This is a genomic window from Fulvimarina pelagi HTCC2506, assembly GCF_000153705.1.
In the GTDB taxonomy this organism is placed as follows: domain Bacteria; phylum Pseudomonadota; class Alphaproteobacteria; order Rhizobiales; family Rhizobiaceae; genus Fulvimarina; species Fulvimarina pelagi.
Window position 1 is genome coordinate 146,505 of the sequence record NZ_DS022272.1, and the last position, 22,731, is coordinate 169,235.

At 61.3% G+C, this 22,731-nt stretch carries 17 protein-coding genes and 2 tRNA genes; 5 read left to right on the forward strand and 14 right to left on the reverse strand.

The features are described from left to right. Positions 1 to 669: 669 nt before the first annotated feature. Both FP2506_RS00655 and FP2506_RS00660 read right to left on the reverse strand, forming a co-directional pair. Positions 670 to 744 (reverse strand) — tRNA-Gln (locus FP2506_RS00655). 291 nt (positions 745 to 1,035) lie between these two features. Beyond that, complete coding sequence (locus tag FP2506_RS00660) at positions 1,036 to 1,500, reverse strand: phasin (protein WP_007065400.1); 465 nt, start codon at positions 1,498 to 1,500, stop codon at positions 1,036 to 1,038. 283 nt (positions 1,501 to 1,783) lie between these two features. Here FP2506_RS00660 and FP2506_RS00665 point away from each other — a divergent pair, with 283 nt between their 5' ends. Then, positions 1,784 to 5,569 (forward strand): sensor histidine kinase, encoded by a 3,786-nt coding sequence (locus tag FP2506_RS00665; RefSeq protein ID WP_156414009.1) that lies wholly within the window; start codon positions 1,784 to 1,786, stop codon positions 5,567 to 5,569. A 135-nt stretch (positions 5,570 to 5,704) separates the two neighbouring features. Here the strand turns inward: FP2506_RS00665 and FP2506_RS00670 are convergent, their stop codons facing one another. After that, entirely contained in the window at positions 5,705 to 6,358 is a 654-nt protein-coding gene (locus tag FP2506_RS00670; RefSeq protein WP_007065403.1) for a class I SAM-dependent DNA methyltransferase, read from the reverse strand. Between the two features lie 895 nt (positions 6,359 to 7,253). Then, positions 7,254 to 7,328: transfer RNA gene (locus FP2506_RS00675), tRNA-Gly, on the reverse strand. Positions 7,329 to 7,474: 146 nt separating this feature from the next. Here FP2506_RS00675 and FP2506_RS00680 point away from each other — a divergent pair. The 4 genes from FP2506_RS00680 to FP2506_RS00695 all read left to right on the forward strand — a co-directional run bounded on the left by FP2506_RS00680 (position 7,475) and on the right by FP2506_RS00695 (position 10,079). After that, positions 7,475 to 8,008 (forward strand): prolyl-tRNA synthetase associated domain-containing protein, encoded by a 534-nt coding sequence (locus FP2506_RS00680; RefSeq protein WP_050764944.1) that lies wholly within the window; start codon positions 7,475 to 7,477, stop codon positions 8,006 to 8,008. Next, positions 8,005 to 9,027 (forward strand): thioredoxin, encoded by a 1,023-nt coding sequence (gene trxA, locus FP2506_RS00685; RefSeq protein ID WP_007065405.1) that lies wholly within the window; start codon positions 8,005 to 8,007, stop codon positions 9,025 to 9,027. The genes FP2506_RS00680 and trxA overlap by 4 nt, the downstream gene beginning before the upstream one ends. Before the next feature lie 87 nt (positions 9,028 to 9,114). Next, the gene (locus tag FP2506_RS00690; RefSeq protein ID WP_007065406.1) at positions 9,115 to 9,798 is read left to right on the forward strand and encodes an LON peptidase substrate-binding domain-containing protein; all 684 of its coding nucleotides are present in this window, start codon (positions 9,115 to 9,117) and stop codon (positions 9,796 to 9,798) included. Positions 9,799 to 9,884: 86 nt separating this feature from the next. Beyond that, positions 9,885 to 10,079 carry a Trm112 family protein gene (locus FP2506_RS00695; protein ID WP_007065407.1) on the forward strand — a complete coding sequence of 65 codons (195 nt, stop codon included), beginning with the start codon at positions 9,885 to 9,887 and terminating at the stop codon, positions 10,077 to 10,079. Positions 10,080 to 10,130: 51 nt separating this feature from the next. Here the strand turns inward: FP2506_RS00695 and cysN are convergent, their stop codons facing one another. From cysN to zwf, 10 genes are all read right to left on the reverse strand, one after another. After that, positions 10,131 to 11,867, reverse strand: coding sequence for a sulfate adenylyltransferase subunit CysN (gene cysN, locus FP2506_RS00700; protein WP_007065408.1), 1,737 nt, complete (start codon positions 11,865 to 11,867; stop codon positions 10,131 to 10,133). A gap of 2 nt (positions 11,868 to 11,869) precedes the next feature. Beyond that, positions 11,870 to 12,772 (reverse strand): sulfate adenylyltransferase subunit CysD, encoded by a 903-nt coding sequence (gene cysD / locus FP2506_RS00705; protein WP_007065409.1) that lies wholly within the window; start codon positions 12,770 to 12,772, stop codon positions 11,870 to 11,872. A 104-nt stretch (positions 12,773 to 12,876) separates the two neighbouring features. After that, on the reverse strand, positions 12,877 to 13,635 hold the full coding sequence (locus FP2506_RS00710; protein WP_007065410.1) for a phosphoadenylyl-sulfate reductase: 759 nt from the start codon (positions 13,633 to 13,635) through the stop codon (positions 12,877 to 12,879). Further along, positions 13,632 to 14,138: a DUF934 domain-containing protein gene (locus FP2506_RS00715; protein WP_007065411.1), complete on the reverse strand. Its 507-nt coding sequence runs from the start codon at positions 14,136 to 14,138 to the stop codon at positions 13,632 to 13,634. Before FP2506_RS00715 ends, FP2506_RS00710 begins: the two co-directional genes overlap by 4 nt. Beyond that, positions 14,138 to 15,826, reverse strand: coding sequence for a nitrite/sulfite reductase (locus FP2506_RS00720; RefSeq protein ID WP_007065412.1), 1,689 nt, complete (start codon positions 15,824 to 15,826; stop codon positions 14,138 to 14,140). Before FP2506_RS00720 ends, FP2506_RS00715 begins: the two co-directional genes overlap by 1 nt. Before the next feature lie 28 nt (positions 15,827 to 15,854). Continuing rightward, a complete protein-coding gene (locus FP2506_RS00725) occupies positions 15,855 to 16,205 on the reverse strand; it encodes a DUF2849 domain-containing protein (RefSeq protein WP_007065413.1) in 351 nt (116 codons plus the stop codon). Positions 16,206 to 16,391: 186 nt separating this feature from the next. Beyond that, the gene (locus tag FP2506_RS00730) at positions 16,392 to 18,398 is read right to left on the reverse strand and encodes a polysaccharide biosynthesis protein (RefSeq protein WP_007065414.1); all 2,007 of its coding nucleotides are present in this window, start codon (positions 18,396 to 18,398) and stop codon (positions 16,392 to 16,394) included. A 68-nt stretch (positions 18,399 to 18,466) separates the two neighbouring features. Then, positions 18,467 to 20,290 (reverse strand): phosphogluconate dehydratase, encoded by a 1,824-nt coding sequence (gene edd, locus FP2506_RS00735; protein ID WP_007065415.1) that lies wholly within the window; start codon positions 20,288 to 20,290, stop codon positions 18,467 to 18,469. Between the two features lie 108 nt (positions 20,291 to 20,398). Further along, positions 20,399 to 21,103 (reverse strand): 6-phosphogluconolactonase, encoded by a 705-nt coding sequence (pgl, locus tag FP2506_RS00740; RefSeq protein ID WP_007065416.1) that lies wholly within the window; start codon positions 21,101 to 21,103, stop codon positions 20,399 to 20,401. Positions 21,104 to 21,149: 46 nt separating this feature from the next. After that, the gene (zwf, locus tag FP2506_RS00745) at positions 21,150 to 22,628 is read right to left on the reverse strand and encodes a glucose-6-phosphate dehydrogenase (RefSeq protein WP_007065417.1); all 1,479 of its coding nucleotides are present in this window, start codon (positions 22,626 to 22,628) and stop codon (positions 21,150 to 21,152) included. Between the last annotated feature and the right edge of the window lie 103 nt (positions 22,629 to 22,731).

A 22,731-nucleotide genomic window follows, 5' to 3' on the forward strand; every position in this document is an offset into this window, starting at 1 on the left:
TAGAAAGTCTGACCAAAGCTGAACTGTCGTATAATCCCTAGAGCGTTCTCCGATTGAGAAGCGTCTGGACGCCATGCGTGATTCAAGCTGTCGACCGGAAAGGAGGCATCGATGGCACGGGCTTGATCGATGATTTTCGCCATCCGCTTTTTGGCAACGATGAATCAGGGCGAGAGAACCCATGCGGTAGCAGAACGGTTCGGGATTGCGATCGCGAGAGCGGGGCGCCGGCGCTCAAAGGACCGCTTTGGGCGTTTCCAATCCTTTGTTGATGAGCGGCGCTGGCCGGTTAATCAATTCATGCTTACAGTTTTTTGGATCGCAGTTTAGCAGTATAAGCAACACCGAGCGGCTCTGCGAACCCGATACGAAACCAACCATCGGCAACGTGTGATAGCTTCTAAACCACGCTTTCCGTAATCGTGAACCGACCTTTTGACATTGAAGCGATCCACCTGCAGGGCATAAGCAAAGCGTTTAAACAGTCGAGTTTGCCACGCAGGCAAAAATCACACGGTACAGAAACCGCCTTTGCGAGCCCAGTGGACCACGCTAGCCCATGCCATTATCGGCGTCACTCTCATCCAAAGTGTCCGTAGCGCTTCGACAATCTGCAAAAGGCTTGCTGAGGTCAGATCGAAGACGAAACAGTTCTATGACTTTGTTCTTTGGCTGGGGCGGCAGGATTCGAACCTGCGAATGGCGGCACCAAAAGCCGCTGCCTTACCACTTGGCGACGCCCCACCATTTCTCGCCGCTCCTGAATGTCCCAGAGCGACCGAGCGGTTTCTATAGCCAACCGCGTGCGGCCTTGTAAATCGCCAACTTCGCATCGGCGCGAGTGACGCATCGTCTCGTTCCCGCAGGTGGATCGATTGCCTGAACGAAACGACGAAGGCCTGTTTCTGAAAACACGAAATCCCGGCGCGAGCCGGGATTTTTGAGCGACCCCGATATGGTCAGGGCGACGACAGCGCAGGGACCTCATGGTCTCCCTACCGCAGAATCCTAAGGGATCGCAGGGCCGTCGAAATCTTACTTGGAGGCCTGCTTGGACGCTTTTTCGAAAGCTTCCTTGCCGGGCTTCATCATTTCTTGCGCAACGCTCTGCGTCAGCGTCTGTATTTCCTTGGCCTGGGTCGTGTTCAGTTCAGCTTGCTGACGCAGATAAGTCGTCTGCATCTCGATGACTTCCGAGAACGACTTTGCTCCCATCATTGCATCAAGGTGCTGAAAGCCGAGATCGGCGTTGGCCCGCATGGCGTCGAGCGCCTTCTTGGAGAGCTGGAGTGATCCCTGATGAGCGTTCTCCATGGTCGACTCGAGCGCCTTGGTCGCCTCGTCAGCAGCGGAGCGCATGCGGCCATAGGCTTCCTTGGACTGTTCCATCGACTTCTGGGTCATGGCACGGAAGGTCTCGGTCATCTTGGCCGGATCCATGCCCATCATCGCTTGCGCGTTACCCAGGCCGAACGGATCGTTGTTCTTGGCGTCTGCCATCAGATCTCTCCTAGCTTGTTGAATTCTTAACGGGACAACATGATCGGCCAGGCTGTGTTCCCTACCGGCCGTCTGCCTAATTCTATAGCAACAGTTTTTGTGCATTGCAACATAGACGCTCGGCATTTTCCTCGAATGCCCGTCATTAATCCTGATCGTTGGAAGTCCGCGACGCGCCGGCCCTCGGCATGGTCTTGCCACGCTCTGACCTTTATGAATCCTTTCTTAAACGAACATGGACAGTTGAGCCCGGCATAATGAATCCACCAGAGACGGTAAGGCCGTGACGCCTGACGACCTGAGCCGCAACAGCCTGCCAGACACACTGGCAGTGATGACACATCCCACCGCGAGGCGAGCCCGCCGCGCGGGGTGCTGGTCATTTGCGCTGACGGAGGATTTCTCTCGCATACTCTGGGCAAGCGAGGGCGCGGCAACGGTATTCGGCCTGAGACCCGGACCTCAGAACGAGGATCACGCAAAGCTGGCGGCCAAAATTTCTGCTTCACTCGAGGGCGAAGCCACCGGTCGCCTGGAGATGCCGGGCGGTGAAGCAGCCGAAATCGCTGCGGAGCCAGTTGCTCTCGCAGACGGAGACGGCAATCGTCATCGAGGGTGCACTCTCGTGGTGTCGACGGCCGGTCAGGTGAAGGAGCGCAGCCGCGAGGCCCTCGTCGCGCTTTCCGAAATTGGCACACAACCCGTCGCGATCTGGAGTTCGGTTCGGTCTTGGTTCGATGCGGGCTTTGGTGACGCCGAGCAGGTCTATCTCGAGGACCTCTATGACCTGAAGGACAGCGACGACGATCGCGACATAGCCTTCCTGCCGAGCGGCAAGACCATCGGTCTCGCCAAGATCAATCGTCGGCTCATCGCAGTCTGGCATCACGGCGACACGCGCCTTCTCGACTTCGATTTGGCCCCGGCGACCGCAAGCGCCACTGGCGGCGAGCCACATACGAGCCCCGCCGAAGCCAGTGATATGGGCGTTGAGTTTGATGCTGAAGCGGCTGTCGAAGATGAAGAAAGCGCGAATCCGCTCGCCATGCCCATCGATGAAATTGGTGCGGAGCACGCTTCTGCCAGCCGGAGCGCAGACGCTGTGTTGAGCAGCGAAGGTGACTCAAGGGTGATACCAGAACTCCCGGACTGGGCGGCAGGGTCCCCGCCCGCGATGGCGTTCATCGGTGGTGGCATCGGCGCTGCGGCAGCTTACCATTTCGCGCAGGCGGAGATTGAGGAAGACGGCAACAGCCTCGAAGATGCCGTGGTCGAGCAATTCAGCCCGGAGGCCGGCGCCACAGACCCGTCTGAGATAGCGGAGAAGCCGAGCGGACGCGTAGATCGTCACGAAAAAGATCCGGGATTCGAGACGGGCAACGAGCCGACTTTTGTCGATGCAGACCTCGAAGTCGTTAGCGACAGCGAGTCGGTATCAGACGAGGAGGTAACTCCGATAGGTGAGGCGTCGCGGCGTCGTGCGCCGGTCCGGTCGAACTGGTCTGGCGCATCCGCGCTCGCAGACGCGACGAGCATGGCAGCAACTCCCGAGGTCAAAGCGTCTTCGGAAGAGAGCGAAGCCGCCCATCGATCGAAACCGTTCGATGGTGACACCCGTCAAGAAACGGCGTTTTTACCGGATGAGAGCAGGACGGTCTCATCGCCTGCCGCCGGAGAGCCGGATTTTGGCTCTTCCAAGGATTTCGTCCCCGATTTTTCCGAACGGTCCAAGCGGTTCGTCTGGAGGCTCGACCAGGAAGGCCGTTTCCATGCGCTGTCACCCGAATTCGCATCGGTCGTCGGCCCTCGCGCGGCCGACGTAATCGGTATCGCCTTCGCCGATCTAAGCGAAGCCCTCGATCTCGATCCAAGCGGTGAGATCGCGTCGCTCATCGACCGCCGCGATACCTGGTCGGACCGCTCCGTCCTCTGGCCGGTCGAGGCGAGCGACAAGCGTGTCCCGATCGATCTCGCCGCTCTACCGGTCTATTCGCGGGATCGCAGCTTCGATGGTTTCCGCGGGTTCGGCGTGCTCCGCCCGGCCGAGGCCGAGACTGACCCGGAGAACTGGGGCAAACGGCTCGCCAATGGCGAAACAATGCATGAAATCGTCGCTGAAGCTGTGCGCAGCCGTCCTGTCGAGGTCGCCGATTTCGGTACCGAGGACGACGACGAGGACGCCAACACGCTCGAACAGATTACGGATGATGCGAGCGGTCTGCCCGACGAAACGGAGCAGATCGTGCGGCTCGCCGACCGACGCCTTCGACGTGACGCACCTTTAAGCGACGAAGAGGCGGCCGCCTTCCGCACGATCGGCGTCGCCCTTTCCGGCAGTGAACGTGGCGGCAATCTCGACGCAGCGATCCAGACGGCCAAGGAGAAGATCGCCCTCTTCGGAGGGCCGCCATTGCTTTCATCAGCCAACATCCACCGCAAGCGGCATGCCGGCGATACCGAGGCCGGTTCCCTGTCCGAACCTCAACGACAGGGCTCCGATCTGGCAATCGCCACTGATCTGGCGGCCTATTACGGCCGCCTGCCGGTGCCGATCCTGGTTCAAAGCGGCGATCATACGGTGTTCACGAACGAGGAATTCGCCGATCTGACCGGCTATCGCGATGCTACGGCTCTTTCAGCAGCCGGTGGGCTCGATCGCCTCTTCGACGAAAGCGAGCGCGGCGAGTGCGTGCGCCTCCGCCGAGCGAACGGAAAGACGATCGACGTAAGGGCCCGTATGCAGCGCATCACCATGCGTGGGCGGTCCTTTCTGGTCATATCTTTCTTCGCTACGCCGCGAATGACCGTGTCCGACCTTCAGCCGAAGGGCGCGCCGCTCATTACCGAGGACAAGGCGGACGATGTCGAAGCTCTCGATGCAGAGGCGAGGCTTGCTCAACTGATGGCAAGCGTCGAGGCGGCCGGCGAAGCCGTTCTGGTTCTCGATCACGAAGGCCGTGTCGAAGCCGCGAACGAGCGCGGAATTGAACTGTTCGCTTCTGCGGTGCGCCCCGATCAAGACCACGTGGCCACGAAGATGGACGACGATGGCGCCGCACCGTCCACACCGCTGCAGGGTTTTCTCTTCACGAAGCTTTTCGAAGGCGAGAGCCGATCGCTCGCCCGGGAACTCATCCGCGAGACATCTCTCGGGCTCCGGGAGGATCGTGCCGGTGGCGACGCCGATCTTGCAGTGCGGATCGCGGATGGCGAGCCCCGCAAGTTCACCACTGTCGCCGAGCCGTTGGAGACAGGCGGCTGGTGCGTTGTGATGCGGGATCTCGGTGAACCGGGTGTCCGGGGCGTTTTTCCTGACGAAGACGAGGATGTAAGGACCGCGCAGCACCGCGCTGAAGCGGATTCGGTGCGTAAGACGCAATTGCTCGCTTCCGTCAGCCACGAGATCCGCACGCCCATGACTGCGGTCCTCGGCTTCGCCGACGCGATCGAGGGCGAGGCCTTCGGGCCGATCGGCAACCCGCGCTATCTCGATTATATCGCCGATATAAAGCGTTCCAGCCGGCACGTGCTCGACCTCGTCAACGATCTTCTGGAACTCTCGAAAGCCGAGGCGGGGGGGCTAGAACTCGATTTCCGGACGGTCGCGCTCAATCAGGTCGTTGGCGAAGTCGTCTCGATGATGCAGCCCGTCGCTGGAGGCGCGCGGATCGTCTTGCGCTCCAATCTTCCCCCTTCGGTACCGCAGGTCGTCGCAGACGAGCGCTCGATCCGGCAGATTATGACCAATCTCGTTCAGAACGCGATCAACTCGACGCCGGCCGGCGGCCAGATCATCGTGTCGAGCCAGTACCGCGAGGACGGCAGCGTAACTCTGCGTTGCCGCGACAACGGGGTCGGCATGAACGAGAAGGAACTAGAATTTGCCAAGCAGCCCTTCGGTCGGCCGAAGTTGGACGGCGGACCTAGGAGGCGCGGCACTGGTCTTGGCCTGCCGCTGGCCTATGCCATGGCTGAGGCGAACGGTGCGGCGATCGCAATCGACTCAGCTCCGCAGAACGGTACGATGGTGGAGTTGCGCTTCCCGCCCGGCCAAGTGGTCCCCGATTGAGGGTTTGACTGACGATTCATTAGATCCTTTATGACCAGAAAAGCGACAAGGCCGCGGAGAGGATCGTCCCTCCGCGACCTTGTCGATTGCGGCGCCTCGCTCTCTGCGAGGCCGCCAAGAAATATCGCGCCGAGATCAGTTGCTGGCCGGCTTGCGGTAGATCCAGTAATGGGCGCCTTCTTCCTCGATATAGTCGGCGTTCGGCAGGCAGCCGAGGCTCTCCAGCTTGCCTTCTTTGACGTAGCGCTCCGCGACGTCGCGATAATCGCAACCTTCCAGATAGCTGTTGCGTGTCGAAATCACCATGACGCCGCCTTCGTTCATGTAGTCCGCAAGGCGCAGGAGCGATTCCGGCTCCACATGGCCGAGCGTGAGGACGCCGCAGCAGACCATCAGGTCGTATCGCGTCTTCAGCGGGTTCTTGTGATCGACATTAAGGTCGACATCGGCGGCGAGCTTGTCGTAGGCGCCGGTCTCGGCGGCAATTTCGGTCATCTCGGCCGACAGGTCGAAACCGTCGACGTCCTTGAAGCCGCGCTTCTTGAGCTCGATGCCCGCGAGCCCAGTGCCGCAGCCTGCGTCGAGCACACGGATCTCTTCGATCGGGCGCTTGATATAGCCGCGCGCAACGGCCGTTGCGACGTCTGCGATGACGCTCGGGCCGCCATACCGTTCGGTCGCGACGTCGTTGTCATATTCTCGCGCCCAGTCGGCATAGTATTCGCGCAACGCCTCGGTGTCTCCATCGAGCTTGTGTGATGTCTTGATGCTTTCGACGCGTTGATCCAAAATGTCGTCTCCGAGTGATTTTCAGTTTGGGTTCCGACCTCACATAGCACTCGAAAAAGCAAATGAGACCCTTGAAATTGAATTATGTTTCGCGTATCCGAAAATATTCGAAATACGCTCAGACTATATATTTTGCCCCTTGGCACAAATTTTCATCTCTGAAACGAGAGATGGCGGCAGAAAGCACCATGATAATATAATATATGATGTAGCAGTAAGCTTCATGGATATTTACTGATGTCTATAGTTCGTATTTCGATAATTTTCTATATTTTAAATTTCATCTCATCTGATTAAATTGGAGCGAACGGGGTCGAGCAATTGCAGATCGAATGAGGCAATAGCGTATAGCTAGCAACGCCTGGCAAATCTCCTGCGTCGACCTGCCTAGCCAATAATCCTGTGCCCCATAGACCGTGGCAGGAAGGTAAAACTGATTGCAGCCTCAATCCGATGGATCATTCTGAAATCGGTGCGCTGTCGTTAGTCGCAATGCTTGCTGCTACGTCCTCGGTTTCTGGCGTCAATTCTTTGCTTCGCAGCTTTCCAGCGGCTTCGTTACGGTGCGCGGAGCGGCAAAGTGATGCGACGAAGGCGGATGGCATGAATTCAATCAGGCTCAATCTGGAGTCGATCTGGAGAGCGAAATCGCGGCATTTGATATCTTTTGGTTCGGATCGAAAACCCAGTTTTGCGTTTCGAGCTAATTATGCGGAAGTCGACAACGCGGAGGACGTAAGAGCCCGAAGCTAGCTCGTTTTGTGGAGTACGACATCGCCTTTTCCGGGACAACAGAAGACCATGTCGACCTAACGAACGCGTTTACATCAGGAGATGGCTAGGGCATCTCTCCGGTATCAAGCGTCTTGCTATGCTGGGAATGGATTGAGGATATTGGAGCGGGCGATGGGATTCGAACCCACGACCCCAACCTTGGCAAGGTTGTGCTCTACCACTGAGCTACGCCCGCCCGCTCCGACCCGGCACGATTTTGCGTACCGAGGGTGGCCGCTATATCGCGCAAAGACTCGGCGAATGCAACAAGGCCAGATGCGAAATTTTCGTGCTGCGCCAATGCGCGCTATGCGTCCGAAAAGAGGCGAGGGGGAGACCAAAATGGCGACGACGCGGGACGATCTTATGGCGTTCTTCGCGAGGAACGACATCGTGGTGACGACAGTCGATCATCCCGCATTATTCACCGTGGAGGAGTCGCGTTCGGTGCGGGGCGAAATTCCCGGGGCACACACGAAGAACCTGTTCCTGAAAGACAAGAAAGGAAAGATGTTTCTCGTCGTCGCCGAAGAGGACACCGAGGTCGCATTGAAGAGCTTGCACAGGCGAATAGGTGGCTCGGGACGCCTCTCTTTCGCGAGCGCCGATCAGATGCAGGAGCTGCTGGGCGTAGAGCCCGGATCGGTCACGGCCTTTGGCGTCATCAACGACTGTGAGCATGTGGTCAACGTCGTTCTTGATGAGCGGCTCGGCGCATACGATATCGTCAACGGCCACCCGCTGACCAACACCGCGACGACGTCTCTTCGCTACGAGGATTTGTTGCGGTTCTTCCGGTTGACGGGTCATGCAATTCTCGTCACCAAGCTCGGTGACGATGACGAACCGAATGCGAACGAAACGAGCGCCAAATGAGCGACAATCCCTACGCTAATTCCTCCACCGGGTCCTATGCGTCAGGCTCTGCGTCCGGACCCAGTGCCGCGGCCGAACCGAAACCGACACTGCAGGGGTTTGGCGACATGGCGGGCGCGGGTGCGCGTCCGGCGGGCGACCTCATCAAGGACACGACAACCCAGGCGTTCCCGAACGACGTCATAAAGGAATCGCGCAATCAGCCCGTCATCGTTGACTTCTGGGCGCCCTGGTGCGGACCCTGCAAGCAGCTGACGCCACTTTTGGAGCGTGCCGTCAAAGCCGCGAACGGCAAAGTGAAGCTCGTCAAGATGAACATCGACGAGCATCCCTCGATTGCCGGCCAACTCGGCGTCCAGTCGATCCCGGCGGTCTTCGCCTTCCTCGACGGGCAGCCGGTCGACGGCTTCATGGGTGCGCTGCCGGAGAGCGAGCTAAAAAAGTTCATCGATCGGATCGTTCAGCAGGCCGGGCCCACGAAGGGCGGTGGCGATCCGATTGCCGATGCGATGGCTCAGGCGGACGAATTGCTCAAGGCTGGCGACGCCGGCAACGCGGCGCAAATTTATGGCGCGGTCCTGCAGCACGAAGAGGGCCATGTCGGCGCGACAGGTGGACTTGCCGAATGTTATATGAAAACCGGCGACAGCGAGCGTGCATCGCAACTGGTGGAGTCGCTGCCACCTGAGGCAGACAACGACCCACGGGTCGCGGCGGTAAAAGCGAAGCTCAAGCTCGATAAAGAGATCGCGGGCTTGGGTGATCCGGCCGAACTCCAGGCGCGGCTCGACAGGGACCCAGACGATCATCAGGCGCGGTTCGATCTCGCACTCATCGCGCAGGCTCGGAACGACCGGCCGAAGGCGGCCGACTTGCTTCTGGAGATCATGCGCCGGGACCGTGAATTCGCCGACGACGGCGCGCGCAAGAAGCTGCTCGAACTCTTCGAGGCGTGGGGGCCGACCGATCCGGCGACCAAGGACGCACGGCGCAAGCTGTCTTCTCTCCTCTTTAGATAGGGGGAGGCAAGGAGCCGCGCGTTGAAAGCCTTGCGTCGGCTGATCAAAGACCCAGTTTCCGTCTTCAACCGATGAGGGAGAATACCCGTGGTACAGGCTGGAAACCGGGTCTATCGTGACGAGACCGAACTTCCCGAGCGCGTGCCGGTCTTTCCCCTGAGCGGCGCGCTGCTCCTGCCGGGCGGCCAACTGCCGCTCAACATCTTCGAGCCGCGCTACTTGGAAATGATAAACGACGCGCTTGGCGCCGACCGACTGATTGGCATGATTCAGCCGCGGCTAGACGGCGCTCGCAAAGCCGACGGGGAGCCGGAACTCTGCCGGGTCGGCTGTCTCGGACGTATCACCTCCTATTCCGAAAGCGGAGATGGACGATACCTGATCGCACTCCACGGCGTCGCGCGGTTCCGGGTGTTGGAGGAAGTGGACAGCCGAAGGCATTATCGCAGCTGCCGGATCAAGGCTTTCGCCGGCGATCTGGTGGAGGACGATGGCTCGGCGAAGGTCGATCGCGACGGCCTTCTCGACATCTTCCGGCGCTATCTGGAAGCCAATCAACTGGAAGCCGATTGGGACAGCGTGAAATCTGCACCCGACGATCTTCTGGTCTCGGCCCTCTGTATGATGATGGCACCCCAAGGAGCTGCCGAGCGGCAAGCGCTTCTGGAAGCCGAGGATCTCAAGACGCGAACTGAGACGCTGATCGCCATCACGGAGATGGCTCTTGCCGACGATGGGGACGACGAGGACGGGCCGCGGACGCTGAATTGAATGCCAGCTTTGCTTCGAATCGACGAGGCGAGTTGCCGTGCATAGATATAGTTCAGGTTTGCCAAAAGGTAGCCGGAGAACAGGACATGGACGAAGCAAAAACCATCGCCCAACCTGACCCAAAACTGCTTGAACTTCTCGTCTGTCCGCTGACCAAAGCGACGTTACGCTATGATCGCGAGGCACAGGAACTGATCAGCGTGAAGGCAAAGCTCGCCTATCCGATCCGCGACGGCATTCCAATCATGTTGCCCTCCGAGGCGCGCGAACTGGAGGATTGAAGCTCTGGTTTCAACATCGCTATACGGTTTCGCCGTCGCCTGGTTCGCGCCTTAGATGCCGTCGCCGTAATAGCCGGGCCCGGACTCGGCCCTCGATGTTGCGACTGGCTTCTCGCGCCCGTCGCCGAGGAGCTCGTAGAGGATGGGGCGGAAAAGGAAGTCGATCGCGCCGATGATCGTCGCGGTGAAGACGCTTAGCCCAAAGAAAACACCGAGCACGATCAAGAGGCCGCTCATGACGAAGCGGTTGCGCGTCAGGGAGACGGCGATATCAGGATCGGCGCTCGCCTCCGCCCCGAGCCACTTCGCTTTCAGCTTCTGGAAGCCGGACAACGAGGCGGTTTCGCCCGAAGTCAGCGAGGCCTGCGGTTGAGCGGGTTGCGAGAGCTTCGTCACGATGCCGAGCGCGACGGTCTCGTTGGTGAGCTGATCGATCAGGATGAACGCGCCGAGTTCCCGGTTTTCCGCATAGGTCGTCGCCACCGGCGGGCGGTCCAATGCGATCGTCACCTTGCCGATCTCGTTCATGAGAAGGGCGTTGGCGGGCTTCACCTGATAGGAGTGGATGTCGACCGAGCCGTTCAGCGCGCGCAGCGTCGCGGGGGTCTGGTGCGAGCCGAGCTTGGCGATGAGGCGGCCGCCGGCGACCATCGGGCGGTCGACCATCCAGAGGATGTCCGCCTCGACGGTCTTGACTGCCTGGATGTCGTCGCCGTCGCGCACGATGACGTCGCCGCGCGATGCGTCGATCTCGTCGTTCAGCGTCAGCGTGATTGAGTCGCCCGTCTGCGCGTCGTCGACCACCGCATCGGCGTTCCAGACAGCTTTCACCGTGGACTTCTGGCCGGAAGGCAGGGAGACGATCCTGTCTCCGGCCTTCACCGTGCCGCTCGCCACCGTGCCGCAGAAGCCCCGGAAATCGAGGTTCGGGCGGTTCACCCACTGTACCGGTAGACGGAAGGGCAGATCGGCGGCTTCGAATGTTTCCGGATCGGCGGTCTCCAGCCGCTGAAGCAGCGTCTCGCCCTGATACCAGGGCGTGTTCGGCGAGCGCTTGACGATGTTGTCGCCGTTCTTGGCCGAGAGCGGGACATAGGATACGTCCGTGAAGCCGAGCTGCGGCAGGATCGCCTCGTAGTCCCGCTTGATCGCATCGAAGCGCTCTTCGGCGAAGTCGACGAGGTCCATCTTGTTGATGGCGATCACCACCGACTTGATGCCGACGAGCGAAGTGATGAAGGAATGCCGGCGCGTCTGCGGCAGGATACCTTTGCGCGCATCGACAAGAATGACCGCTAGCTCTGCTTGGCTCGCACCCGTCGCCATGTTGCGGGTGTACTGCTCATGGCCTGGTGTATCGGCAATGATGAAGGCGCGGTTCTCGCTCGAAAAATAGCGATAGGCAACGTCGATGGTAATGCCCTGCTCGCGCTCCGCCGAGAGCCCGTCGACAAGAAGTGCGAAATCGAGATCGCCGCCGGTCGTGCCGAACTTCTTCGAATCCTTTTCAAGGGCCTCCATCTGGTCGTCGAACACCGCGTTCGTCTCGTAGAGGAGACGGCCAATCAGCGTCGACTTGCCGTCGTCGACGGAGCCGCAGGTGATAAAGCGCAGGAGGGATCCGGCTGGCGCGACGAGCGGCGTTATGAACCCTTGCGGGTTGACGACCGCGGCACCGGCCGCGTCAGGGGCGGGGCCTGCATAGGTTTCGTCTTCGAGCGCGGCCGGCGTCGAGCCTTGCGCCGTATCGGCCTCGTCGGGGAGGCGTTCCTTGAGGGCGTGGGCCATGGTCAGAAATAGCCTTCCTGCTTCTTTTCTTCCATCGAAGCGCCCGAGTCGCGGTCGATGACACGCCCCTGCCGCTCCGAAACGCGCGAGCCGCGCATTTCGGCGATGATCTCGTCGAGGGTTTCTGCTTTGGACTCCACCGCGCCGGTCAGCGGGTAGCAGCCGAGGGTGCGGAAGCGGACCATCATCTCTTCGACGGTCTCTCCGGGCTGCAGCTGCATCCGGTCGTCGTCGCGCATGATAAGCGCGCCATCACGCCGCACGACCGGCCGCTTGGCCGCGTAGTAGAGTGGCACGACGGGAATGCTTTCGAGCGCGATGTAATCCCAGATGTCCTGCTCGGTCCAATTCGACAGCGGGAAGATGCGGAAGCTTTCACCGTTCTTCTTGCGCGTGTTGAACAGCCGCCAGGGCTCGGGCCGCTGATTCTTGGCGTCCCAGCGATGCTCGGCCGAGCGCAACGAAAAGACGCGTTCCTTCGCGCGGGATTTCTCCTCGTCGCGCCGTGCGCCGCCGAAGGCCGCGTCGAACTTGTACTTTTCGAGCGCCTGCTTCAGCGCCTGCGTCTTCATTACGTCGGTGTGGACCGCCGAACCGGAATCGAACGGGTTAATGCCGGCCTTCACACCGTCCTGATTGGTGTGGACGATCAGCTCGATTCCGAGTTCCTTCGCCCGCCGGTCGCGAAATTCGATCATCTCGCGGAATTTCCACGTCGTGTCGACGTGCAGCAGCGGGAAGGGCGGCTTACCCGGCGCAAAGGCTTTCATGGCGAGATGCAGCATCACCGCCGAGTCCTTGCCGATCGAATAGAGCATCACCGGGTGATCGGCGGTCGCCGCAACCTCGCGGATGATGAAGATCGATTCGGCCTCCAAGCGCTGGAGGTGGGTCATGTGTTTCATGGCCGGTGGCCTTCGTTTCGTTCGTATGCTCGCACCCGCCTTGCGGTGGTGCCTAGGACTGTTTTTTGTCGCCATTCCGGCCAGAGAAGCGCCGAGCGCGGCCCCTAAATCCCCGCGCCCTCAGACACCTCGTGCCGGTCCGGCACGTGGAGGCCGCATTCGCGTTTGGTGTCGTCTTCCCACCACCAGCGGCCAGCGCGTTCCGGTTCGCCCGGGCCGATCGCGCGTGTGCAGGGCGCGCAGCCGATGGAGAGAAAGCCCTTGTCGTGCAGGGCGTTCACCGGCACGCCATTGTCGGCGGTGAATTCGGCGATTGCCTCGCGCGACATGTCGAAAACCGGGTTGGCTTTGATCAGCCCGCGCACAGAGTCGAAGCCGACGAAGTCCATATCCTGCCGGTTCGCCGATTGGTCGGCTCTGAGGCCCGTTACCCAGCCGTTCGCGCCGTCGAGCGCGCGGCCGAGCGGCTCGATCTTGCGGACGCCGCAGCAGTTCAGGCGAAATTCCTTCGCGTAGTAGAAGCCATCGATGCCCTGCTCGTCGATCAGCTCCTCGAGCTTGTCGCCTTTCGGATATTTGGCGTGGATGCGCTTGCCGTATTTTTCTTCCGTCTGACGCCAGAGATCGTAGGTCTCCGGAAAGAGTCGGCCAGTGTCGAGCGTGACGACGTCGATCTTGATATCGTGCTTGAAGATCAGATGGGTGATCATCTGATCCTCAATGCCGAGGCTGGTGGTGAAGACCAACGGGCCCGGCGTGACCGCGCGCAGCCGCACGAGCCGCTTCAGCGGCGAAAGCGCCGGGAATTCGGCGTTCAGATCACGCGCGAGGTCCTTTAGCTCAGGATGCGCGTCGTCTCTCATTGCGCGGCCTCCTTCCGAGCCGCCAGCCTCTGCTGGAGGATACTCTGTCCCTCGCCGAATCCCGTCTGGTAGTGGACCGTCATGGAGTCCTTCATCTCCAGCCACTGCTGCACCGGCTGGCGGTTTGCCATCGTGTCCGGCAGGTCGACCTCGTCGAAACCGCATGCGAGCGCATCGGCAAACTGATCAGCGATCAGCGGGCCGCTGGCACGGAGCGTGCCCTCAAAGCCCTCGCGGCGCAGACGCTTGGCGAGCGAAAAACCACGGCCGTCGGCGAAGGCCGGAAAGGTGACGGCGATGAGGTCGACCGAAGAAAAATGCTGCGCGATCTCGTCGACCGGCGCATCGTTGGGCACCAGAAGCCCGTAGGGTATTGCCGGTACTTCGATTTCACTCGCGAGCGCCAGTGGAACGAGGGGTTTGGAGGCGGATTTCGCCTCATCCGCCGTTTCAACGATAGTATAGGCGTTCGGGCGTTCGCCTTCGGCGGAAATGATCGTCATTATTCCGCGGCCTCCAGGGCCTTCGAACGTTCCTCGACGAAGCTCGCGAAGCGGGTCTTGAACGGATCGGCCCCGACGCGGCGCACGGTCTCGATGAAGCTTTCTGAGCCCTGTTTCTCGCCGAGATAGGTCTCGACAATAGCTTCGATCGCGCCGGGCACGTCCTCGCCGTCGATGCCGGGACCGAGTCGCTCGCCGAGGCTTGCATGCTCGGTCGCATCACCGCCGATGGTAATCTGGTAGTTCTCGCGGCCGCCCTTTTCGAGCCCGAGAATGCCGATCGCGCCCACGTGGTGGTGGCCGCAGGCATTGATGCAACCGGAAATCTTGATCGGCAGTTCGCCGATCTCCTTCTGGCGGGCATCGTCCGCGAAGGTCTTGGCGATTTCCTGCGCGATCGGAATCGATTTCGCAGTTGCGAGCGCGCAGTAATCGAGGCCCGGGCAGGCGATAATGTCGGTGACGAGGCCGGCATTTGCTGTCGCCAGCCCATGGGCCTTGAGCTCCGTGTAGAGCGCCGGCACATCGTCCTTTTTCACATATGGAAGCACTAGATTCTGGCTGTGCGTGACGCGCAACTCGCCGAGGGAGTACTTCTCCGCGATGTCCGCAAAGGCGTCCATCTGGTCGGCGCTCATATCGCCCGGCACGCCGCCGACCGGCTTCAGCGAGACCGTGAATGCAATGTAGCCCGGCTGCTTGTGCGCAAAGCCGTTCTGCTCGACGAAGCGGTCGAGACCGGCATCCTCGCGTCGCGCGCTGTCGAGCGTAACGGACTCGGCCGGCAAATCCTCGTAATCGGGCGCCGCGAAATAAGCAGCAATCCGCTCAATCTCTTCCTGCGGCGCGTTGATCGTCGGGCCGTCGAGCTTGGCGTATTCGTCTTCGACGCGGCGGGTAAACTCTTCCGCACCGGTCTCGTGGACGAGGATCTTCACTCGCGCCTTGAACTTGTTGTCGCGCCGGCCTTCGGCATTGTAGACGCGCATGATCGCCTCGACATAGGCGAGCAGCTCGTCCTTGGGCAGAAATTCGCGGATTACCTTGCCGATCATCGGCGTGCGACCAAGGCCACCGCCAACGGAAATCTCGTAGCCTGGCTCGCCGGCTTCGTTCCGCTTCAGCTTGAGGCCGATATCGTGGACCTTGATCGCCGCGCGGTCATGCTCGGCACCGGTGACGGCGATCTTGAACTTCCGCGGCAACCAGACGAATTCGGGATGCTGGCTCGACCACTGGCGAAGGAGTTCGGCCGTCGGGCGCGGGTCTTCCGACTCGTCCGCCGCGACGCCGGAGAACTGATCGGCCGTCGTGTTGCGAATGCAATTGCCGGAGGTCTGGATCGCGTGCATCTCGACGTCCGCCAGGAGGTCGAGGATCGCAGGAATGTCCTTCAGCTTCGGCCAGTTGAACTGCAGGTTCTGGCGCGTCGTGAAGTGGCCGTAGCCCTTGTCGTATTCCCGCGCGATCTTCGCGAGCTGCCGAAGCTGACGACCGCTCATCGTGCCGTAGGGCACGGCGATGCGCAGCATGTAGGCGTGCAGCTGAAGATAGAGCCCATTCTTGAGGCGCAGCGGCTTGAACTCGTCTTCGGACAGCGAGCCATCGAGGCGCCGCGCGATCTGGGTGCGGAACTGGTCCACCCGTTCGCGCACAAAGCGCTCGTCGAATTCGTCGTAGCGGTACATGTCGAAACCTATTTGCGTTCGAAGCGGGTCAGGCGATCGGGCCGAAATCGGCCTGCTTGCCCATGTCGAGGTGAACGGACGGGCCCTTCTGGCGCATCACATCCCTGAAATGTCTGGCGACGGGATGACCGTCTTCCGTGAGTTCGACCGGAACCAGATAGGGATCGACCACGGCATTCGCCGCCGCAGCGCCCTTGCCCTCGGCTTCCATGGCGTCGGCGGTTTCCTGATCGTAGGCGATGCGCGCCTCGCGGGAGTCGCGCGTCCATCCGTCCTTAAACAGAAAGACCGTATCGCCTTCGAGAAGGTCGCTCGCCATCAGGATGGCCGGCAGCTTGTCGCCCTTCACCTTCGATCCGGCGCGGTGGTCCTTCGCCATGGATCAGCTCCCATCGTCTTGAGGCGGCCAGCGCGGAGCGTGGCCGATTAATCAACTCGACGGGAAGGTAGGGCTTTCGGCCCGCCCTTGCGCCGTCAGCGATTGCAAGCACATGGCAATGAGGGAAACATTATTCTCCGCTCGAAGGTTCGGGACGGCAGAATCATTCCAAAGAACCAGGAAAGTCTATTCGGCGAAGGGCTTGCCCGGTCCGGCGATCGCCGGCGGACTGTCCTCCAAGGTCAGCAGCGGCGCCGGCAGCTCGAAGCTGATCGCGTCGAATTCCGGGACAATGCGCCTTAGGCATTCGACGGCGCGCCCTGTCTCGCCGGCTTCGATCGCCGCCTCGACCGTCTTCAGATTTCGGGAAAGGAGCTGGACGTCTAGAACCCGCGAACGCGCGAACATCAGGCCCTCGCGGCCCGTCTCCTCGCGCGCCTCCTCGGTGGAGAAGAGTTCCTCGTAGAGCTTCTCGCCCTTGCGCAGGCCGGTGAACTCGATGGCGATGTCGATATGCGGGCGCAGGCCGGCAAGCTGGATGAGGCGTTCGGCGAGCTCGGCGATCCGGATCGGCTTGCCCATGTCGAGAACGTAAATGAGTCCCTTTGACCCCGCATTGTTCATGCCGTGACCGGCTGCATGCAGGATCAACCGCGTCGCTTCCGGAATCGTCATGAAGAAGCGCACGATGTTCGGATCGGTGACGGTCAGCGGGCCACCGCGCGCGAGCTGGGTCTGAAACAGCGGAATGACGGAGCCTGTGGAGCCCAGCACGTTGCCGAAGCGCACGGTCATGAAGCGCGTCCGGTCCTGGCTGAGATCGAGCGACTGGCAATAGGCCTCGGCCGCACGCTTGGATGCGCCCATAACGTTGGTCGGATTCACCGCCTTGTCGGTCGAGACCATGACGAAGGCGCGGGAGCCGTAGGCGAGTGCGGCATCGGCAACGTTGCGGGTCCCGAGGAGGTTGGTCTCGATCCCCTCGATCGGATTTTCCTCAACGATAGGCACGTGCTTCATAGCCGCAGCATGGAACACGACCTCTGGTTCGAGTTCGGCGAACAGCCGGTCGATCCGGTCCTTGCGCCGCACGTCGATCGTGCGAGCGACGACGGCGATGTCCGGGAAGTCAGCGGCCAGCTGCCGCTCGATCGCCCAGAGGTTGAACTCGCTGTTCTCGACGAGGATGAGCAGCGAAGGCTTGAATCCGGCGATCTGGCGGACGAGCTCTGAGCCGATCGAGCCGCCCGCACCGGTAACCGCGACCTTGGTGCCGACGAGAAGATCGCCGGTTTCGTCGAGATCGAGGTCGACCACCTTGCGTGTCAGGAGGTCCTCGAGAGAGATCGGTTGCGGCTCGATCGGGGCGTTCTCGTCGACGATGCCGGCGCGGTTGATGTCGGGAAGCCGCTTGACGGTGATCTTGTGCGGCGCCGCCTGTGCGACGAGATCCGAAAGCGCCTGGGCCGGCAGGTCCGGATCGGCGATGACGAGTTCGCTGATCGGGTTCTGCCGCGCGGCTTGACGACGCGCGATGATCGTCGGCAGGTCAGCCAAGCGCCCGAGTACATGAACGCCGTGCATCTGGCGCTTTCTGTTCTTCGGGCGCTCGTCGAGAATGCCGACGATGCGCTGGCCTTCACCCGAGCGCCGCGCATTGCGCACGAATAGATCGGCGCTGTCGGTGAAACCGTAGACGAGAACGGAATTGCCGCGCTTCACCTGCGGATCGTCCATCCGCGACCGGCGTCCGCCCTCCTTCATCAGCCGATAAAGGAGGCGAGGGCCGCCGAGGCCGATGATCAAGACGAACCAGGTGGTGACGAGGGCGGTGCGCGGCAGGTAGTCGCCGCGAAAGGTGAAGAAGCTGATGCCGAGAAAGATGAAGACGACCGCCGTCACCGCCTTCACGATCGAAACAACGTCGAGCAGCGAGGCATAGCGCCACGCTCCGCTGTTCAGCCGGAAGAACGGGAAAACGAGGATGCAGATCGCCGTGAAGATGCCGATCAGCACCCAGATCTGCCAGAGGGTCAGCATCGGCGCGAGGCCCCAGGACAGAGCCATTGCTGCGGTGATCGCGAGAAAGCTGACGAGCGCGTCGTGGACAAAGCCGAGCCGGCGCAGCGAGGTGCGTGGCAGACGCGGCAGTCTCAGTCCGGCAAGAATCTTCTTCGCGAACGACCGCGCCATCAACGTCCTCTATCCAGCATCTTCACGTCGGTTTGAATACCGGAGAGAAAACCCCCGATCAAATCGTATCAGGCCGCGAAGACCCCCGCGCCCTCGTCGGCCGCACCAACCATCGCGCGGAAGGGAGCGAACAGTTCGCGGCCAATACCATGTTCGTAGGCCGACAGGTCCATGGTGAACGCCTCGCGTGCCTCGAATTCGGCGGAGTCGACCTGGACCGAAAGCGTTCCGGCTTCAGTGTCGAGCTTCACGACGTCGCCTTCTTTCAGTTTGGCGATCGGGCCGCCGGCCTTGGCTTCGGGCGTCACGTGGATCGCCGCCGGCACTTTGCCGGATGCACCCGACATGCGCCCGTCGGTGACCAACGCGACCTTGTGCCCGCGATCCTGGAGTATGCCAAGAAGGGGCGTCAGCTTGTGAAGTTCAGGCATGCCGTTTGACTTCGGACCCTGGAAGCGCACGACGCATATAACGTCGCGGTCGAGCTCGCCGCTGTCGAAGGCCGCCTTCACCTCGTTCTGGTCGTTGAAGATGCGCACGGGAGCCTCGACCGTGCGGTGCTCGGGCTTCACGGCAGAAATCTTGATGACGCCCTTGCCAAGATTGCCCGTCAACATTTTCAGACCGCCATTCGACGAAAACGGATTGTCCGCGGTCGTCAGCACTTTCGGATCGCCGCTTATCTTCGGAGCCGGATCGCGGACCACGCTTTGGCCGTCCTCTGCGAGCTTGGCCTCGATTGAATAGGCGTCGAGGCCCGTTCCCCATGCGGTCTTGACGTCATCGTGCAGCAGCCCGCGCGAGAGCAATTCGCGGATCAGGAAGCCCATGCCGCCGGCCGCGTGGAAATGGTTCACGTCGGCGAGCCCGTTCGGATAAACGCGGGCGAGCAGCGGCGTGATGTCCGAAAGATCGGAGATGTCGGACCAGGTGAGCTTGATCCCTGCCGCGCGCGCGATCGCGATGAGATGCAGGGTGTGATTGGTCGAACCGCCCGTCGCGTGAAGGCCGACGACGCCGTTCACCACGGCCCGTTCGTCGACCACCATGCCGGCCGGCGTGTACTCGTTGCCGAGCGCTGTGATGGCGAGCGCTCGTTTCGTCGCTTCCCTGGTCAACGCATCACGCAGGGGCGTATTCGGATTGATGAAGGACGAGCCTGGCGTGTGGAGGCCCATGATCTCCATCAGCATCTGGTTCGAATTCGCCGTGCCGTAGAAGGTGCAGGTGCCCGGACCGTGATAGGAGGCCGACTCTGCCTTCAGAAGCTCGTCGCGACCGACCTTGCCTTCTGCATAGAGTTGGCGGATGCGGCTCTTCTCGTCGTTCGGAAGCCCTGAGGTCATCGGTCCGGCCGGAACGAAGATCGCCGGCAAATGGCCGAAAGTGAGAGAGGCGATGGCGAGCCCCGGCACGATCTTGTCGCAGACACCAAGAAAGACGGCGGCGTCGAACATGTCGTGGGAGAGGCCGACGGCAGCGGCCATGGCGATGACGTCGCGCGAAAAGAGCGAAAGCTCCATACCCGCCTGGCCCTGCGTGACGCCGTCGCACATCGCAGGAACGCCGCCTGCCACCTGGGCCGTCGCCCCCACTTCGCGCGCCGCCTCGCGGATGATCTCCGGGAAGCGCTCGAAGGGCTGGTGGGCGGAGAGCATGTCGTTATAGGCGGTGATGATGCCGAGATTGGCCGTCACGTCGCCCATAAGCCGTTCCTTGTCGGTCGGGCCGCAGGCGGCAAAACCGTGGGCAAGGTTGCCGCACGTGAGCGTCGAACGCTTCGGCCCCTCGGCACCCTTCGCCTGGATGCGGGCGACATAGGGCTCGCGCGTTGCCTTTGAGCGTTCGCGGATGCGGTCGGTGATCTCTTCGATGCGACGGTCGGCGGTCATGCTCTCTTCCTCTTGGCGCTGGCGCGAAAGGGTTTCGGGCGGAATGCTATCACGAAGGGCGCAACGACGGTTCGGGCCCGAAGCCGCGACCGAACCGGCCCAAAGCGATCACGGCGCCCAGAACACGTTAAGCGGTTCGGTACGCCGGGCCTTCAGGACGGCGCGAACGGGCATCGCCTCGACATCGTCGCCCTCGATCGCCTCGCCGTAGATCGCGCGCTTCTCCTCCCCCTCGATATGGAGGGCGAGGAGCCGCGCGTCCACCAACATGGGAAGGGTGAGGGTTATGCGGGGCTCGCCCGCACCCGGCGCCCTAACGGCGGCGACCTCGTCATGGCCGTCTGGATGCAGCACGGCATCGAGATTGTCTGCACCAGGAAAGAAGGAGGCGGTGTGGCCGTCGGTGCCCATGCCGAGGATCACGGCGTCGAACGGGCGGGCAACGCGGCAATACCGGTGTTTCAGATCGTCCAGCGCCTCTTCCGGCGTCTCATGACCGGTATAGAACGGCAGGAGATTGGCTGCGCTCGCCACACCATTCAGCAGGTGACGTCTGACAAGCGCATGATTGGATCGGTCCGAGGTTTCGGGCACCCACCGCTCGTCGACGAGGGTGATCTCGACATTCTTCCATTCGATTTCGGCCCGCCCCAGATGCTTGAAGAAGAGCTTCGGCGTCGAGCCGCCCGAAACTGCGAGCGTCGCAGAACCGCGGGTTGCGATTGCACCGGCAAGCACCGCCGCGACACCTGCGGCCAGGGCCTCGGCGAGCGCTTCGCGGGTTTGATACTCGTGGAAAACCGGTTCGGCCATCGGGTTCGCTTTCGCGTAAAAGGTGGAAATGAGCGGGACCGCGAGGTCAGTCCGGTTCGTGCCAGGTGCGACCGTCGCGCTCGATCAGGGCGATCGCGGCGGATGGACCCCATGTACCGGACGTATAGCCCTGCGGCTTCTGGCGCTTTTCCTCCCATGCTTTGAGAATTGGGTCGATCCAGTCCCAGGCGGCCTCTACCTCGTCGCGCCGCATGAAGAGGGTTTGATTGCCGCGCACGACATCGAGGAGGAGCCGCTCGTAGGCGTCCGGATTGCGAACCTTGAACGACTGGGCGAAAGTCATATCCAGCGGGATCTGGCGGAGGCGCATGCCGCCGGGACCGGGATCCTTGATCATCAGATACTGCTTCATGCCTTCGTCGGGCTGCAGGCGCAGAACGAGCTGGTTGTGCGAAACCTCGCCGGTAACGTCCGCGAAGATGTTGTGCGGCGGCTTGCGGAAAGTGATGACGATCTCCGACATCCGGCCGGCGAGCCGTTTGCCGGTCCTGAGATAGAACGGCACACCTGCCCAGCGCCAGTTGTTGATCTCTGCCTTGATGGCGACGAAGGTCTCGGTCATGCTCTCGGCTTCCCCGAGATCTTCCAGATAGCTCTTGACCGCGTTACCGCCCGACGCACCCGCCCTGTACTGGCCGCGAACGGTGAGCGTCTCGACATTGCTTGCGTCGATCGGGTGGAGCGAGCGCAGAATCTTCAATTTCTCGTCGCGCAGAGCGTCGTCCTTGAAGACCGAAGGCGGCTCGAGGGCGACGAGGCACATCAGCTGGACAATGTGGTTCTGCACCATGTCCCGCAGGGCGCCGGCTGTTTCGTAATAGCCAGCCCTGCCCTCAAGACCGACCTCCTCGGCGACCGTGATCTGCACGTGGTCGATGTGCCCTGCATTCCAGATCGGTTCGTAAAGCGCATTGGCGAAGCGAAGCGCCATCAGGTTCTGTACAGTCTCCTTGCCGAGATAGTGATCGATGCGGAAGACTTGATCCTCACGAAAGTATCTCGCGATTTCCGAATTCAGCGCCTTGGCGGAATCGAGATCGCGGCCGACCGGCTTTTCGACGACGACGCGGGTATGCTCGTCAGCAAGACCGAACTGGGAGACCTTGGCGGCGAAATCGCCGAAGAGATTGGGCGAGACCGCCATGTAGAAGGCGCGGATACGCGAGGAGCCATTCTCATCGAGCAAAGCCTTCAGTTCCGGCCAGCCTTCGTCGGAGCGAGCATCCACATGGCAGTAAAAAAGCCGGTTGACGAAGCGCGTGATCGTGTCGTCGTGAAGATCTTCAGGCTTTACGTGATCGGTGAGCGCGTCACGCGCGAAGTTCCGGTACTCCTCGCTACTGAAGGCGGTACGCGACGCTCCAATGATCCGCGCCTCGATCGGAATTTGACCGTCGCGGTCGCGGTGGTAGAGGGCCGGGAGAAGCTTGCGGGCCGCAAGGTCGCCGTTACCGCCGAAAACGACGTAATCGAAAGGATCGACGGGTATGATCTGACTGGACATGAACGGCTTCTGTGCTGGCGGGTCTGAAACGTCTCAGCCAGCTTTATGATAAATGGGCGCGGAAAAGAAACCGAGGCGAATGCAAAAAGCTTTACCCCCGGTC

Bases quoted from the DNA above. Each gene is read 5' to 3' on its own strand.
- edd (WP_007065415.1), bottom strand. From the start codon at position 20,290: ATGACCGCCGACCGTCGCATCGAAGAGATCACCGACCGCATCCGCGAA.
- cysN (WP_007065408.1), bottom strand. From the start codon at position 11,867: ATGGCCCACGCCCTCAAGGAACGCCTCCCCGACGAGGCCGATACGGCG.
- trxA (WP_007065405.1), top strand. From the start codon at position 8,005: ATGAGCGACAATCCCTACGCTAATTCCTCCACCGGGTCCTATGCGTCA.
- FP2506_RS00730 (WP_007065414.1), bottom strand. From the start codon at position 18,398: ATGGCGCGGTCGTTCGCGAAGAAGATTCTTGCCGGACTGAGACTGCCG.
- zwf (WP_007065417.1), bottom strand. From the start codon at position 22,628: ATGTCCAGTCAGATCATACCCGTCGATCCTTTCGATTACGTCGTTTTC.
- FP2506_RS00660 (WP_007065400.1), bottom strand. From the start codon at position 1,500: ATGGCAGACGCCAAGAACAACGATCCGTTCGGCCTGGGTAACGCGCAA.
- FP2506_RS00695 (WP_007065407.1), top strand. From the start codon at position 9,885: ATGGACGAAGCAAAAACCATCGCCCAACCTGACCCAAAACTGCTTGAA.
- cysD (WP_007065409.1), bottom strand. From the start codon at position 12,772: ATGAAACACATGACCCACCTCCAGCGCTTGGAGGCCGAATCGATCTTC.
- pgl (WP_007065416.1), bottom strand. From the start codon at position 21,103: ATGGCCGAACCGGTTTTCCACGAGTATCAAACCCGCGAAGCGCTCGCC.
- FP2506_RS00710 (WP_007065410.1), bottom strand. From the start codon at position 13,635: ATGAGAGACGACGCGCATCCTGAGCTAAAGGACCTCGCGCGTGATCTG.
- FP2506_RS00715 (WP_007065411.1), bottom strand. From the start codon at position 14,138: ATGACGATCATTTCCGCCGAAGGCGAACGCCCGAACGCCTATACTATC.
- FP2506_RS00720 (WP_007065412.1), bottom strand. From the start codon at position 15,826: ATGTACCGCTACGACGAATTCGACGAGCGCTTTGTGCGCGAACGGGTG.
- FP2506_RS00680 (WP_050764944.1), top strand. From the start codon at position 7,475: ATGGCGACGACGCGGGACGATCTTATGGCGTTCTTCGCGAGGAACGAC.
- FP2506_RS00725 (WP_007065413.1), bottom strand. From the start codon at position 16,205: ATGGCGAAGGACCACCGCGCCGGATCGAAGGTGAAGGGCGACAAGCTG.